Raw genomic sequence first — 14176 nt, 5'->3', positions numbered from 1 at the left:
CCTTTGGGGTCGCGAACGAACTGAGCTGCAGGGTGTTTTCATTGCGCGTCCAGTTCGGAGATGGTCAGCAGGTGGTCGCGGCCGGCGAACACGCCGGCCGGCGTGTGGACCTGGGCCCAACTGCCGGGGGCCAACGGCTGCAGCCGGATGCGCAGCAGGCCGTCGCCGCTGGTCTGTTCCACCGCTGCATCGGGGTGGGTCTGCGCCGCCAGTGCTTCGCCCAGCAATGCGAGGAACAGGCCGAAGGCGTGCGGATCGAGTTCGCCCAGCTCCGAGAGCTTCACGGGCCGACCCGTGGCCAGGCGCTGGCGCGCGGCCTGGACTTGCGCGTGCTCCTCTTTCAGCTGCATGGCCAGCAGGAGGCGGGCCTCGTCGCGTGCCTGCACGCGCGGCAGGGCGCCCCGCGGCGTGGCCTGCCCGTACTCGCGCAGCCGCGGGTGGATGCGCAGCGGCGGCGCCTCGGCCCAGGGCGTGCTGGCGGGCAGGTCCTCGCCACCGGGCTGCAGCGCCGGGTTCAGGGCGAAATGCCGTGCCGGATGCAGCGCGAAGGCCGCGCGCGCCAGGCGATGCGCCTGCGTGTCGTCCTCGCAGGAGGCAAACCAGCCGGCGAGCACGCGGAAGTCGGCGGAACGGTCGCTGCGCCCACTGCGGCGCTCATTGAGTGCGGCGAGGGCGGCCAGCAACTGCGGGATCGCGGCGCGCGCCTTGGCGCGCAGCAACTCGGCCTGGGGAGGCTCATGCCGGTCGGCGACGAACCAGCGCCGCAGGCCGCGCCAGCGCTCGCGCCAGGCCAGCAGGCCTCGGGTCCGGGCGTCGAGTTGTTCTTCCTCGCTTCCGGGCGCGGTGTCGCGCGACTCACGCTCCACGGCCAGCCACAACAGCGTCTCGATGCGCGGTGCAATCGCCAGGATGCGCTGCGCGATGCCACCGGAGCGGCCGACCAGATCGCCGATGAAGCGCTCCAGGTAGTCGATCAACCGGCGCTTGTAGGCCACCACGGCCTGCGCGTCGGCTTGCTGAAGCTCGATGCTGCGCGCGATGCCGGCCATGAAGGCCTGGGCGTTGTCCGCCAGGCCCTCGAATACGCGCACCAGGTCGCGCAGCGTGGCGTGCACCTTGGCGGCGTCTGGCGCTTCCTCGGCTGCGAGGCCCTGCAGGGCTTCGAGCCTGTGTGCGATGTCCTCCAGCGCCACGGTCTGCAGTTCGGCGCGGCGCGAGAGTGCTCGCGCAAAGGTTTCCAGTGCCGACTCCACCGCCTCGCCACCCTGCGACAGGCGGTACAGGAACTTGGCACGGTAGAAGTCGGCGATGCTGGCGACGCGCGTGGTGTCGGGCTGCGACTCGAGGTTGCCCCATTCGGTGAGCTGGGCCAGTGCGGCTTGGAGCTCCTCCAGTCGTGGTGCCGCGGGCAGTCCTTCCCAATGGCCTTCGACCAGCACCTCGTCGGGTCGCAGGTGCAGGCGGAACTGGCGCTTGGCGGCCGCGAAGGTCTGCATCACCGCGCGGTACAGCGCTGCCTTCTCGGTGCTGACATGGCGAAAAAGCTCGGCCTGGATGCCCGTGCGGGCCGTCATGAACTCAAGTCCGATAGCCAAGTCTGGCCTGTGCAGGCCTCGCCACATGCTGAGGGTGCATGTTCAACCATGCAGCTCCTTTGGATCGGCGGTATTGCGGTTGGGCCACCTGGTACTGCGGCCCTTTGCCGTCGGCTCGATCAATCCCGCTGCCTTCATGGCTCGCAGCACGAGGCTCGACATGTCGCGGCAGACGCCGGAGCGGGACGTTTCAATCTCGGAGTTGGTCGATGGACTCATGGGTCGAATTTGAGCAGATGACTCATTTTCTGATCGTTTTCATGCGCCACTGATTCATCGGCACGGTCACGTCTGCCATCGTTGACGTCGTTGTGCAGGTGAAAGCGGCACGACGACCATGATCGGGCACTTCCATCTACGGCTGTCCTCCTCGAACGATCTCGGACGGGCGGTGAGTTGCGACTCGTCGGTTGGCCTGCAAGTCGAACAGCCGGCATCCGCACCGGAATGGCAACATTGCGGCATCGCACAATCGAATCCAGTCGATGCCATGAAGCAACAGAAGAAGGCCGCCAAGTCACCCCCTGAACCCAGGCTGTCCCGAACCCATGCCCCGCAAGGGTTGGCGCCGGTCGAATGGCAGCGATCCCTGCGCCGCCAATTCGGGCGCGACCAGGTGTTCGGGCTGGAGAACGTCGGTTCCGAGCCGTTCTTCTCCGAATTCCGCGTCAGCAATCCGGAGTCGAAATCCGCCTACTACGTGGCGATCCGCGGCGCGCAGCCGGGCGACAACTTCTGCGCCTGTCCCGACTTTGCGACCAACGAGCTGGGCACTTGCAAGCACATCGAATTCACGCTCGCACGGCTGGCAAGAAAGCGCGGCGCCAAGTCGGCATTCGCGCGTGGTTACCAACCCTCGTTTTCCGAGCTGTATCTGCGCAACGACGGTACGCGCACGATTCACTTTCGTGCCGGAACGGATTGCCCCGCCGAGCTCGCGCGCTCGGCGGCGGCTCTGTTCGATGCTTCGCAAGGCTGGCGCCTGCCGGAGGATCGTTTCGACGCGCTCGGTCGGTTTATCGCCGGTGCGGCGCGGACGGGCCATGAACTTCGCGCCTACGACGATGCGCTCGACTTCATCGCCGGCAGGAGCGATGCGACGCGGCGTGCAGCGGCGCTGGCCGATCTGTTCCCGGACGGCGCGGCGGACTCCCGCTGGAAGAAGCTGCTCAAGGTGCCGCTGTATCCTTATCAGGCCGAAGGCGCACTGTTCGCCGTGCGCGCCGGTCGCGCGCTGATCGGTGACGAGATGGGACTGGGCAAGACCATCCAGGCGATTGCTGCAGCGGAGATCCTGATGCAGCATTTCGGCGCAGCCAAGGTGCTCGTGGTCTGTCCGACGTCGTTGAAGTACCAGTGGCAAAGTGAAATCCTTCGCTTCTCCGGTCGCCCGTCCAGGGTGATCGCCGGCGGGCGGGCCCAACGGCAAAAGGAATACGCGTTGGACGACGCCTGCAAGATCACCAATTACGAAAAGCTCCGGTCCGACCTCGACCTGATCACCGCCTGGGCGCCGGACCTCGTGATCGTGGACGAGGCTCAGCGCGTCAAGAACTGGAACACCATCGCGGCGAAGGCGCTCAAGCGCATAGACAGCACGTATGCGATCGTGCTGACCGGGACCCCGCTGGAAAACAAGCTGGAGGAGCTCATCTCGATCGTCCAGTTCGTCGACCAGCATCGCCTCGGGCCGACCTGGAAACTGCTGCACGAGCATCAGGTCAAGGACGAGGGAGGCCGCGTGACGGGCTACACCGGTCTCGACAGGATTGGCCATTCCCTGGCACCGGTCATGGTCCGGCGCCGCAAGTCCGAGGTGTTGCAGCAGTTGCCGAGCCGCACCGACCAGAACCTGCTGGTGCCGATGACCGAGATGCAGATGCAGTACCACGCGGAGAACGCGGACGTCGTGGCGAAGATCGTCCAGCGCTGGCGCAAGATGAAGTTCCTCTCCGACCAGGACCAGCGACGCCTCACCTGCGCCTTGCAAAACATGCGCATGTCATGCAACAGCACCTACCTGCTCGATCAGGAGAGCGACCACGGCGTCAAGGCCGACGAACTGGCGGAGTTGTTCGAAGGACTGTTCGTCCAGCCGGGCGCCAAGGCGGTGGTTTTCAGCCAGTGGACGCGCACGCATGCCATCGTCATCCGCCGGCTCGAGGCACGTGGCATCGGTTATGTCAGCTTCCATGGTGGTGTCCGTCAGAGCAGCGCCCGGCGCTGATCGATCGCTTTCGCGACGATCCGGATTGCCGCGTGTTCCTGTCGACCGACGCTGGCAGCAGCGGGCTCAACCTGCAACACGCCTCGACGCTGGTCAACATGGATCTGCCGTGGAATCCGGCGGTGCTGGAGCAGCGTATCGCGCGCGTGCACCGCATGGGGCAGAAGCAACCGGTACAGATCGTCAACTACGTGGCCAAGGGAACCATCGAGGAGGGCATGCTGTCGGTGCATGCCTTCAAGCGTTCCCTGTCCGCCGGCATTCTGGATGGCGGTGGCGCGGAAGTGTCGCTTGGCGGGTCGCGGCTGAGCCGCTTCATGAAGGACGTGGAAAACGTCACCGGGCGCATGGGCGACGGAGAGGCCATGGCGCCGGCTGAAGAAGCCGCCCAGGTCGCTGCGCTGGAACTGGCGGCACCGGTCGGTGACGCGACCGCGGATGCGGACGCCGTGATTGCAACGGCTGCGCCGGCTCCATCAGGGGCCGCCGCAACCGATCGGGAATCGGCGGCGACGATCACCGAACCGTGGTCCGGCCTGCTGCGCTTCGGTGCGGAACTGGTGGCGGCGATGACCTCGCCGGACAACGGCTTCGGCACCACCCACCCTTGGGTCGAACGTGACCCCTCCACCGGGCAGCGCAGCCTCAAGGTGCCACTGCCGCCGCCGGAGACTGGCAAGCGGATCGCCGATGCCCTGGAGCTGCTCGTCGACGCATTGCGGGGTGCAGACAAGAAGCGCTGAGTGGCTTGGTGTTGTCACGAGACGGCTCGATCGGGGCCGTTTCGTTCTGCCTCGCGACGAAGGCTCCGCCGAGGGTACCCCGCGCTCCCGATCTCCCTTACCATCGACCGCCGGCGCCAGGGCCAGGGCCAGCGCCGGCGACGTGGTCCGGCTGCCGCCGCCCAGGCACGCTCGTCGCCGCCCGATGAATCTGGAGACCTGCCATGACACCTGTGTCGCGCTACGCTGCTTCGTCCCGCTGGCTGCACTGGCTAGCAGTGCTGCTGCTGCTCGTCATCATTCCGGTCGGCATCTGGATCGGCTTCTTCGAGCCGGCCGACGAGGCGTTCAAGATGCGGCTCTACAACGTGCACGAAAGCCTGGGCGTGCTGATGTTCTTGCTGGTGCTGGTTCGCATCGTCAATCGCCGCCTGAATCCGCCGCCGCCCCTGCCGGTCGACATGCCGGGATGGATGCGGACCGCCGCGCATGCGAACCACATCGCCCTCTATGTGCTGCTGTTCCTGATGCCGATGATCGGCTTCCTTGCCACCAACGCCTGGGGCTTTCCGCTTTCGGTTTTCAATGTCTTGCCGATTCCGTCGCCGCTGGGCAAGGACGAGGCGATCGCCAAGGTGCTGTCGTTCCTGCACCTGTGCGGGGCGATTGCGATCGTGCTGCTGATCCTGGCGCATCTGGCTGGCGTCGTGAACCACGTCTTCATCCGACGCGACGGGCTGTTGCGCCGCATGCTGTGAGGCCTGCCGCAGCTTCGGCAACGAGTGTCGGCCTGCGCTGGCGCCGCGCCGGCTTCGCCCTTGCGGTCGCGGCCACGGCGCTCGGGCTGCTTTGGCTGATGGCTGCGACGCTGTTCGTCGCGAGGGTCGACGGGATCGGCCTCGGGATGCTGCTGGCCTTCGCGGTCACGCTGCCCTGGACGGTGGTCGGCTTCTGGAATGCGGCCATCGGCCTGGCGCTGATGGGCGCCAGCCGCCACGCGGCCGCCCTGGTGGCGCCGCACATGCTGGCCGCGGACCCGCAGCAGCCCATCGAGTCGTCGACGGCGTTGCTGGCCTGCATTCGCAACGAGGACACGGGCCGGCTCTCGCGCAACCTGGCCTGGATGCTGCACGGGCTGGTGGACAGCGGCCAGGCCGGCGGCTTCCGTCTCTACCTCCTGAGCGACAGCGACGATCCCGGGACCGTGGCCGCCGAGGCCCGCATGGTGGCCCAGCTGCAGGCGCGTTTCGGCGCGGCCATCGCGCTGAACTACCGCCGCCGCGAGCAGCACCATGGCTTCAAGGCCGGCAATATCCGCGACTTCTGCGAGCGCTGGGGCCCGCTGCACGACTACGCCATCGTGCTCGACGCCGACAGCCTGATGACGCCCCGGGCGATGCTGCGGCTGGTGCGGATCATGCAGGTACGGCCCGCGATCGGCATCCTGCAGACGCTGGTGACGGGGCTGCCCAGCGCCAGCGCCTTCACGCGCATGTTCCAGTTCGGCATGCGGCTGGGCATGCGTTCCTACACGCTCGGCGCGGCCAGTTGGCAGGGCGACTGCGGTCCCTATTGGGGCCACAACGCCATCCTGCGGCTGCAACCGTTCATCCAGCACTGCGAACTGCCGGAATTGCCCGGCCCGCCGCCGCTCGGCGGGCCGGTGCTGAGCCACGATCAACTGGAGGCGGTGCTGATGCGGCGCGCCGGCTACGAAGTCCGCGTACTGCCGGAGGAGGAAGGCAGCTGGGAAGAAAACCCGCCGAACCTCCTCGAGTTCATCCGGCGCGACCTGCGCTGGTGCCAGGGCAACATGCAGTACCTGCGGCTGCTCACCTTGCCCGGGCTGATGCCGGTCAGCCGCTGCCAGCTGCTGCTGGCGATTGCGATGTACCTGGGGGCGCCGGCCTGGCTCGCGTTCATGATGCTGGGGCTCTGGCGCGAACAGCCTTTCCGGCCCGACCTCGCGCCGGTGCTGTTGCTCGCGGTGATGGGCATGAGCCTTGCGCCCAAGCTGGCCACGCTGGTCGACGTGATGTGTCGCGGTCCGTTGCGTCGGGCCTACGGCGGTGCGCCGCGCATCGTGTGCGGCGTGGTGCTGGAGTTCGGCTTCTGGGTGCTGACCGCGCCCGTGGTGGCAGTGGCCGTGAGCCTGTTCTTGTTGGGGCTGCCCTTCGGGCGCCGCGTCGGCTGGGCCGCGCAGCAGCGCGATGTCCAGCGGATCGACTGGCAGGTTGCGCTGCGCGGCCTGTGGCCGCAGACGGCGCTCGGTCTCGTGCTGGGCGCCTGGGTGTGGGTGCGCATGCCAGGCGCAATCTGGATCTGGTCGCCGGTCCTGGTGGGGCTGGTCGGATCGATCCCGTTCGCCTGGCTGAGCGCGCACGAGGCGGTCGGTCGATGGCTGCTGCGTTGGGGCCTGTGCCGCATACCGGAGGAAGCTTCGATGACTGCCGGGCCGGCGCCGTTGCGCGACGTTCCGGTGGAGGCGCCGACCGCGCCGCCCGCGGTGCCAGCGGCCGAATGAAGCCGTAGTAGTCTCAGCTCCAGACCACCTGGTGCTTCCACACCAGCGGCCCGATGCGCTCGCCAACCGCCTGTGCAAGCGGGTCGCGTTCGCCATCGCCCACGCCTTCGAAGCGCACAGTGATCAGGTTGCCATTCACAGGGCAGGGCCCGGCGGTCACGGACATCTGCTTGCCCGCGGGAACGACATCCTCCAGCATCTTCGTGACCGTGCGACCTGCGGCATCCCAGCGCAGCGCGGGCTTGAACACCTTGCCTACGGCCGTCAACGGAATGCTGTCGACCAGGTAGAGGTTCACCGGCACCGCGGCGCGCTCGGGCGTGCGCTCGGCGACGAAGGCGCGCAGTTCGGCCGCATCGGCCGTGGCGCCAGCCTTGAGCTGCACATAGGCGACCGGAAGTTCGCCGGCATACGCGTCGGGCTGCCCCACGACCGCCGCCAGCGCGACGGCGGGATGCTGGAAGAACACTTCCTCCAGCGCCATCGGATCGATGTTGTGGCCGCCCCGGATGATCAGGTCCTTCGCGCGTCCGGTGACCCAGAGGTAGCCGTCCTCGTCGAGCCGGCCGAGATCGCCCGAGTTGACCCAGCCAGGCTCCACGAATGCGCCCTTGTTGTGCTTGTCGTTGAGGTAGCCCGAGAACACGCCCGGCCCGCTCATCGTGATCACGCCGATCTCGTTGACTTCGCAGTTCCGCACAAAACGATCCTGATCATCGAGCTGCACGACGCGCACGCGTGCGTAGGGGACCGGGTGGCCCACCGCGCCGATGCGGATCGGCCGCGTCTCGTGCGAAATGAGGTGCACGCTGGACGTCTCGGTCATGCCGTAGACCTCCATCACCGGGATGTTGAAGCGCTCCGCATACGCCTTGCCGACCGGCACCGGAATCGCCGAGCCGCCGCCCGCGACGCGCCGCATGCTGGACACGTCGGCGCCATCCACCGGCACGTTGAGGGCAGCCGCCATGACGGTCGGCACGCCGCCGAGAACCTCGGGCCGATAGCGCTCGATGAGGCGCCATACATTGCGAATCGACGCCGGATTGCGCCAACCGGAAGGCGACAGCACGACCAGCGCGCCGCCCGCGGCCAGCGTTGCCAGCCCCTGCGTCAGCGCGCCACCCACGTGGAACAGCGGCAGGCCGAACAGGAAGGTGCAGCCTGGCTGGAGCTTGAGGACCAGCCCCATGGCCCAGGCCTGGGATACCTGGTTGGCATGGGTGTGTCGCACCAGCTTCGGCAGGCCGGTGGTACCGCCGGTGTGGAAGTAGGCCGCGATGTCGCTGGCGGCAATGCTCCGGTTGCTGGTCAGCTTGTCGGCGGGCTGGCGCGCGAGTGCGGCATCGAAGTTGTGGATGCCGCGCGCGGCATCGTCGGCGCCGCCCACCACGAACACCGTTTTCAGCTCCGGCATCAACTCGCGGATGCGCTCGACCTTGGCCCAGATGTCCGTCCCGGGAACCGGGCCGAGCGCAACCAGCACCTTGGTGTCGGCCGCGCGAAGAATGTCCGCGAGCTGGCCCGGCTCCAGCAGCGGGTTCACCGGATTCGCGATGCCTGCGGCTTCCGCGCCGAACAGCGTGAAGAAGGCCTGCGGCACCAGCGGCAGCAGGAAGCTCACCACGTCGTTCGGGCCGACGCCGGCTTCCGTGAAGAGATTGGCGGCCTGCGTCACGCGGGCGAGGAACTCGCGGTGGGTCACGCGCAGCGGGGTCTCGTCGGGGTCGGCGTTGGGCAGGAACAGCAATGCCGGGGCATCGGGGTTGCAGGCCGCGCCGAGTTGCAGCGCCTCGTAGGTGCTGGCCGCGGCGATGCGTTCCTCGTACGGCACGCTCTCGAACGCGCGGACCTCCGCATCGTTCGCGAGCGTCGGCCAGGTGTCGCCGATGAATTTGTCCAGCGTATGGATGTGCGCCATGGTGTCTCCCTTATTCAGTGGATGGATGGGTCGTTGCGGAACCGGGGGCTGTCATGCGCGTGATGCCTCGACGGCGTTGACGTAGCCGGGGCGCAGGACCTTGGTGGGATGGGAGGCGGTCACGTGTCCCATGAACGGCGCCATGATTTCGTAGCCGAGCAAGGTCTGCAGGCGCGGCGACATCCGGCTCACCAGCGCGGGCGGAATGCCGAGGAAGAAGTTCTCCTGCGTGCGCGCCCAGGGTTCGCAATACTGGTTGGAGAAGGCCAGCCGCTCGGCCTTGCTGCGGTTGGCGCCGCCGCGGTGGAGCAGGGTGCCGTGGAAGACGACACAGGCGCCTGCGGGCATCTCCATGGGCACCAGCAGTCGTTCGAGTTGCGGCGGCATGTCGGCATCCGCGTCACGCCCGTCATACGCGCCGGCGATCGTCGCGTCGCTCCATCGATGGCTGCCGGGAATCACCTCGGTGCCGCCGTTCTCCGCGGTGAAGGCATCCACCGCGACGATGGTGCTGATGCTGATCGACGGCCGCGGCCGTGGGATCGGATAGAAGGAATCGTCGAAGTGGATCGGCTGCGGCGTTTCGCCGGGATGGATGCAGATCGCCTGGCTGGCGGTGAGCAGGTAGCCGGGCGCCAGCAGCTTGTCGAGCAGCGCCAGCACGCGTGCGTCCTCGGCGATGTCCTCGAAGACGCGGCCCCGGCCGGCAAGCGTGTAGACGCGTTCTGTCTTGAAGCCCTCGAAGTTGTTTCGCCCGGCATGGGTGCTGAGAAAGGGCGCGAGTCCGGCACGCACGCGTGCGATGTCGTCGGCCTTCAGGAAATCGGGGATGACGGTGTAGCCCTGCTGGTTCAGTTCGTCGAGGTGACGTTGAACGTCCATTGGTGAATGCTCCCATGCGCCGTTTGGCGCGCTCAAGATTGCCTGGTTCGCGGCCGGGAAATCCGGCTTGCAGAGACTATCGTGCTTGCCCGGCGGCGCGATTCTGGTTATCCATGACCCGGCGCCTGGTCCGCACGCCGAGGGCACAATCCGCGCGTATGAATCAACGCTTGCGCGCACTCGCTGGCTGGTGGCTCGCGTGGCTTGTGCTCAGCGCGGCGGGTGCGGCATGGCTGGCGCGCAACGAACTGCGGCAATTGCAGGAAGCCTTCGAAACGGATGCCCGCATCGCCCATCGCCTGCTGAGCCAGCAGGTGGTTCAGTACGACGCGGTGCTGGCCACGCTGGCGCTGCTCGGCAAGGCGGGCGCCGCCGACTCGCCGGAGCAGCGGCTGCCCTCGGTCTATCCATCGATCCTGTCGGTGCAGCGCCGCGAGCGCTCCGGCGCCTGGCCCGATGCCGCGCTGGCCGAGGCCGAGGCGCAATCGCGCAACCAGCACCGTCCCGCGCTGGCGCAGGTCGAGTTTGCGCGGGGCCGCTATCGGCTGGTGATCGGCGCGGAGCCGGTCAGCTATGCCCTCGACATCGACCTGGCCGCGACCGTGCCGTGGCGCGACTGGCCGATGGATCCGAAGACCAGTCCGAGCCGCGTCACCATCGAGCAGGGCGCGCAGCAGTTCGTCGTGCAGCCGGGCCGCGTGGGCGCCGATGGCTGGCGCTTCGACTTCCGCAAGGTGCTGGCCTCGGAAAGCCAGGCCTTCGACGTGGTGGCCCGGCGCGACGTGGCTTGGCGCGAGTTGCCCTGGATCCTGATGGCGGCCTGGGCGCTGGCGGTTGGCGTGGTGCTTGGCGGGGCGCGCATGCTGCTGCGCCAGCGCGAGGCGCGGCGCCGCGCGGAGGAACTGTTGCGCCTTGGGCAGGTGGCCCGCCTGAACGCGTTGGGCGAACTCGCGGCCGGCATGGCGCATGAACTCAACCAGCCCCTGACGGCGCTGCTGGCGAACACGCAGGCAGCCAGGCGATTGCTGGCCGACGATCCGCCGGACATCGGCACGGCGCGCGACGCGATGGGCAAGGCGTCCGAGCAGGCCCGGCGCGCCGCCGACGTGGTGGCGCGCTTGCGGCGCGCCATCGAGCGACCCGACGGTCACGGAAAGCGCGAGCAGGTGGCCCTGCAGGACGCGGCCCGCAGCGCCCTGTACCTGCTGGAGCCGGAATGCACGCGCCGCGGCGTGGGCGTGAACTTCGAGCCGGGCGCCGCCGTGCGTGTGCTGGCCGATCCGGTGGCGCTGGAGCAGATCGTGCACAACCTGCTCATCAACGCGCTGCAGGCGCTGGACACGATACCCGCGGGCCGTCGACGCATCACGATCGAAGTCCTCGACCAGGGCCCGATGGGCCAACTCGTGGTGAGCGACAGTGGCCCCGGCATTGCCGCCGAAGCGCTGCCGCGCCTGTTCGAACCCTTCTACAGCACACGCGAAGGCGGCCTGGGCCTCGGCCTGAGCCTCAGTGAATCGCTGGCCGGCGACATGGGCGGCTCACTCGCCGTCGACGCATCGGCAACGAGCGGTGCGCGCTTTGTCCTGAGCCTGCCGCTGGCGGGGGCCTCCGCATGAACCCGCCGCTGTCGCCCCTGATCCACCTGATCGACGACGACCAGGCCGTGCGTGACAGCCTGGCGCTGCTGATCGGCACGGTGGGGCTGCGCGTGCAGACCTGGTCCGATCCGCAAGCCTTCATCGACCAGTTCGATCGCAGCGGCATCGGCGCGATCGTGCTCGACGTGCGCATGCCAGGCATCAGCGGGCTCACGGTGCTGGAGCGGCTGGTGGCGCAGCAGGTGGACCAGCCGATCATCATGCTGACCGGCCACGGCACGGTGGAGATGTGCCGGCGCGCCTTCAAGTCGGGCGCGGCGGAGTTCCTGGAAAAGCCGGTCGACGACGAGCAACTGCTCGAAGCGCTGCAACATGCGGTGCGCCAGCACGTCAACTCGCGCGAGCGGGCGCAGGTCGACCAGTTCGCGCGCGACCGCTTTGCCCAGCTGTCGGAGAGGGAGCGCGAGGTGCTCGGCATGATCGTCACCGGGCTCACCAACAAGGAGATCGCGCGGGCGCTGGCGCTGTCGCCGCGTACGGTCGAGACGCATCGGGCCAACCTGTTCGCCAAGCTCGATTGCGATTCGCTGGCGCAACTGATCCGCCGCTATGCCGTGCTGGCGGAAAGCGCCGCTCCGTAGAACTACGGAGCGCCGCGCGTAGCCCTACGAATGGCGGCCGGGCATGGCGTTTCCTACAGTAGCGAAGCGGCTGGCGCCCTTGCCGGCCCGGTCATTCCACACTGGAGATTCCTCATGCATTCCACCCTTCGTCTCGGCGCGCTCGCGCTGGCATTCGCAGCCGTCGGCGCACAGGCCCAACAAGCCCCGCAGGCGCAACCCGCCGCGCAACCGCTGGTCCGCACCGAGAAGAACATGTCGCTCGAACTGGCCACCCAGATCGCCTCCGCCGCCGTCGCAGCCTGCGCAGCCAATGGCTACAACGTGGCCGCCACCGTGGTCGACCGCGCCGGCACCGTGCGCGCCGTGCAGCGTGCCGACAATGCCGGCCCGCATACGCTGGCTTCGAGCGAGCGCAAGGCCTGGACCTCGGCCTCCGCCAAGGCGCCGACGCAGGCCATGATGGAAGGCTCGCAGAAGAACCCTGGCGCCGCCAACCTGGTCTATCTGCCGGGCATGCTGCTGCTGGGCGGCGGGGTGCCGGTGAAGGCGGGCAATGACGTCATCGGCGCGGTGGGCGTGGGCGGCGCACCGGGTGGCCACCTCGACGAGCAATGCGCCAACGCAGCGCTCGAAAAGGTCAAGGGCCTGCTGGGCTGATGCGCATGCGCCGCCGCCTGTTCGCGCTGCTGGGCATGCTGTTCCTGTGCGTCGCTCCGGCCGTGGCGCAGGTGCCGCCGTCCTCCACCGACGTGCAAGCCTACGAGGGCCTTCACGAGGCCGCCTGGCAAGGCGATCTCGCCTCGCTGAAGCGCCAGCTCCAGGCAGGCGCCGACACCAGGGCGCGCGACGCCCAGGGCCGCACGCCGTTGCACGTCGCGACCTATGCGCGCCACAGCGACGTGATCCGGGCCCTCGTGCAAGCCGGTGCGGACCTCGACGCCATGGAGAACGACCGCTACGACGCGGTCACGATCGCATCGGTGGCCAACGACCCGGCCACGCTCGCAACGCTGCTGTGGCTCGGCGCGAGCGCGCGCCAGGTCACCAGCCGCTACGACGGCACTGCGTTGATCGCGGCGGCGCACCTGGGCCATGACGAAGTCGTGCGCCAACTGATCGTGGCGGGCGCGCCGCTCGACCATGTGAACAACCTGCACTGGACGGCGGTGATCGAATCGATCGTGCTGGGCGACGGAGGTCCGCGGCACCAGCGCACGCTGGCGCTGCTGGTCAAGGCTGGCGCCAACCTGCAGTTGACCGATCGGGAAGGCAACGCCCCGTTGCAACTCGCGACCATGCGTGGCCATGGGGCCATGAGCGCCATCCTGAAGGCGGCGGGCGCACGTTGAAGCGACGCTGTCAAGCCCCACGGCGGTTCCCTTCCAGGGCTGTAACCCCCTAGAATTTGCCGATGGGGGGTCACGCCTGTTCCGAGAGGATCGAGCCGCCATGCACTCCGTAGTCATCGTCGACGACCACCCTGCCATCCGGCTCGCTGTTCGCTCCGTCCTGGAAGGCAGCGGCCTTTTCAAGGTTGTCGGCGATGCCGATTCCGGCCCTGCCGCGCTGACGATCATCCGCGACCTCCAGCCCTCCCTGGCCATCCTGGATCTCGACCTGCCCCGCATGAATGGGCTGGAACTGATCGAGCGGCTCAAGACGTCGAATCCGACGCTCAAGGTGCTGGTGCTGTCGGGCCAGCAGGAATCGATCTTTGCCACCCGCGCCCTGCACGCCGGCGCCAATGGCTTCATGAGCAAATCGGAAGACATGGCCTCGATCGTGCAGGCATCGCAGTCGGTGCTGTCGGGCTACAGCGTCTTCCCGAGCGGTGCGTTGACATCGCTGACGGGTCCGGTGGGCACTTCGCCGGCTGACCTGGTCAAGAGCTTGTCGGACCGGGAGCTCAGCGTCCTGCAGCACCTCGCGCGGGGCCTGAGCAACAAGGAGATCGGCGACATGCTGCTCATCAGCAACAAGACGGTGAGCAGCTACAAGACGCGCCTGTTCGAGAAGCTGAACATCTCGACGCTGGTCGAACTGGTGGACTTCGCGCGCGCCAACGGGCTCATCACCTGAGG

General features: G+C 68.0%; 13 protein-coding genes. 9 read left to right on the top strand and 4 right to left on the bottom strand.

From position 1 onward, the window contains the following. Window positions 1-38: 38 nt before the first annotated feature. Together HCU76_RS04460 and HCU76_RS04455 are read right to left on the bottom strand one after the other, a co-directional pair. A complete protein-coding gene (locus tag HCU76_RS04460) occupies window positions 39-1574 on the bottom strand; it encodes a TIGR02677 family protein (RefSeq protein WP_213954911.1) in 1536 nt (511 codons plus the stop codon). Window positions 1575-1637: 63 nt separating this feature from the next. Then, entirely contained in the window at window positions 1638-1814 is a 177-nt protein-coding gene (locus HCU76_RS04455; RefSeq protein ID WP_213954912.1) for a hypothetical protein, read from the bottom strand. A gap of 118 nt (window positions 1815-1932) precedes the next feature. On the opposite strand from HCU76_RS04455, the gene HCU76_RS04450 reads away from it, so the two are divergent. The 4 genes from HCU76_RS04450 to mdoH all read left to right on the top strand — a co-directional run bounded on the left by HCU76_RS04450 (window position 1933) and on the right by mdoH (window position 7068). Further along, a complete protein-coding gene (locus HCU76_RS04450) occupies window positions 1933-3822 on the top strand; it encodes a DEAD/DEAH box helicase (RefSeq protein WP_256353990.1) in 1890 nt (629 codons plus the stop codon). A 32-nt stretch (window positions 3823-3854) separates the two neighbouring features. Beyond that, a complete protein-coding gene (locus HCU76_RS36500) occupies window positions 3855-4565 on the top strand; it encodes a helicase-related protein (protein ID WP_371319761.1) in 711 nt (236 codons plus the stop codon). A 203-nt stretch (window positions 4566-4768) separates the two neighbouring features. Continuing rightward, entirely contained in the window at window positions 4769-5302 is a 534-nt protein-coding gene (locus HCU76_RS04445) for a cytochrome b (protein ID WP_213954913.1), read from the top strand. Further along, the gene (gene mdoH / locus HCU76_RS04440) at window positions 5299-7068 is read left to right on the top strand and encodes a glucans biosynthesis glucosyltransferase MdoH (RefSeq protein ID WP_213954914.1); all 1770 of its coding nucleotides are present in this window, start codon (window positions 5299-5301) and stop codon (window positions 7066-7068) included. Before HCU76_RS04445 ends, mdoH begins: the two co-directional genes overlap by 4 nt. 13 nt (window positions 7069-7081) lie before the next feature. On the opposite strand, the gene HCU76_RS04435 is transcribed toward mdoH, so the two are convergent. Together HCU76_RS04435 and HCU76_RS04430 are read right to left on the bottom strand one after the other, a co-directional pair. After that, window positions 7082-8989, bottom strand: coding sequence for an acyl-CoA synthetase (locus tag HCU76_RS04435; protein WP_213954915.1), 1908 nt, complete (start codon window positions 8987-8989; stop codon window positions 7082-7084). A 51-nt stretch (window positions 8990-9040) separates the two neighbouring features. Beyond that, window positions 9041-9871: a phytanoyl-CoA dioxygenase family protein gene (locus HCU76_RS04430; protein WP_213954916.1), complete on the bottom strand. Its 831-nt coding sequence runs from the start codon at window positions 9869-9871 to the stop codon at window positions 9041-9043. A gap of 158 nt (window positions 9872-10029) precedes the next feature. On the opposite strand from HCU76_RS04430, the gene HCU76_RS04425 reads away from it, so the two are divergent. The 5 genes from HCU76_RS04425 to HCU76_RS04405 all read left to right on the top strand — a co-directional run bounded on the left by HCU76_RS04425 (window position 10030) and on the right by HCU76_RS04405 (window position 14174). Then, on the top strand, window positions 10030-11490 hold the full coding sequence (locus tag HCU76_RS04425) for an ATP-binding protein (protein ID WP_213954917.1): 1461 nt from the start codon (window positions 10030-10032) through the stop codon (window positions 11488-11490). Continuing rightward, the gene (locus tag HCU76_RS04420) at window positions 11487-12113 is read left to right on the top strand and encodes a response regulator transcription factor (RefSeq protein ID WP_213954918.1); all 627 of its coding nucleotides are present in this window, start codon (window positions 11487-11489) and stop codon (window positions 12111-12113) included. The genes HCU76_RS04425 and HCU76_RS04420 overlap by 4 nt, the downstream gene beginning before the upstream one ends. A gap of 114 nt (window positions 12114-12227) precedes the next feature. Beyond that, window positions 12228-12752 (top strand): heme-binding protein, encoded by a 525-nt coding sequence (locus HCU76_RS04415; RefSeq protein ID WP_213954919.1) that lies wholly within the window; start codon window positions 12228-12230, stop codon window positions 12750-12752. Between the two features lie 5 nt (window positions 12753-12757). After that, entirely contained in the window at window positions 12758-13444 is a 687-nt protein-coding gene (locus tag HCU76_RS04410) for an ankyrin repeat domain-containing protein (protein ID WP_256354038.1), read from the top strand. Window positions 13445-13544: 100 nt separating this feature from the next. Beyond that, a complete protein-coding gene (locus HCU76_RS04405) occupies window positions 13545-14174 on the top strand; it encodes a response regulator transcription factor (RefSeq protein ID WP_213954920.1) in 630 nt (209 codons plus the stop codon). The last annotated feature ends 2 nt before the right edge of the window (window positions 14175-14176 follow it).

It is taken from the genome of Variovorax sp. dw_308 (assembly GCF_019207085.1).
Taxonomy (GTDB): Bacteria; Pseudomonadota; Gammaproteobacteria; order Burkholderiales; family Burkholderiaceae_C; genus Variovorax.
Note: the sequence above shows the minus strand (reverse complement) of the source record. Positions and strands in the feature narration are given on the sequence as shown.

Coding starts and splice junctions, on each gene's coding strand:
- HCU76_RS04435 (WP_213954915.1), bottom strand. CDS start 8,989: ATGGCGCACATCCATACGCTGGACAAATTCATCGGCGACACCTGGCCG.
- HCU76_RS04425 (WP_213954917.1), top strand. CDS start 10,030: ATGAATCAACGCTTGCGCGCACTCGCTGGCTGGTGGCTCGCGTGGCTT.
- HCU76_RS04460 (WP_213954911.1), bottom strand. CDS start 1,574: ATGACGGCCCGCACGGGCATCCAGGCCGAGCTTTTTCGCCATGTCAGC.
- HCU76_RS04415 (WP_213954919.1), top strand. CDS start 12,228: ATGCATTCCACCCTTCGTCTCGGCGCGCTCGCGCTGGCATTCGCAGCC.
- HCU76_RS04445 (WP_213954913.1), top strand. CDS start 4,769: ATGACACCTGTGTCGCGCTACGCTGCTTCGTCCCGCTGGCTGCACTGG.
- HCU76_RS04455 (WP_213954912.1), bottom strand. CDS start 1,814: ATGAGTCCATCGACCAACTCCGAGATTGAAACGTCCCGCTCCGGCGTC.
- HCU76_RS04405 (WP_213954920.1), top strand. CDS start 13,545: ATGCACTCCGTAGTCATCGTCGACGACCACCCTGCCATCCGGCTCGCT.
- HCU76_RS04420 (WP_213954918.1), top strand. CDS start 11,487: ATGAACCCGCCGCTGTCGCCCCTGATCCACCTGATCGACGACGACCAG.
- HCU76_RS04410 (WP_256354038.1), top strand. CDS start 12,758: ATGCGCCGCCGCCTGTTCGCGCTGCTGGGCATGCTGTTCCTGTGCGTC.
- HCU76_RS04430 (WP_213954916.1), bottom strand. CDS start 9,871: ATGGACGTTCAACGTCACCTCGACGAACTGAACCAGCAGGGCTACACC.
- HCU76_RS04450 (WP_256353990.1), top strand. CDS start 1,933: ATGATCGGGCACTTCCATCTACGGCTGTCCTCCTCGAACGATCTCGGA.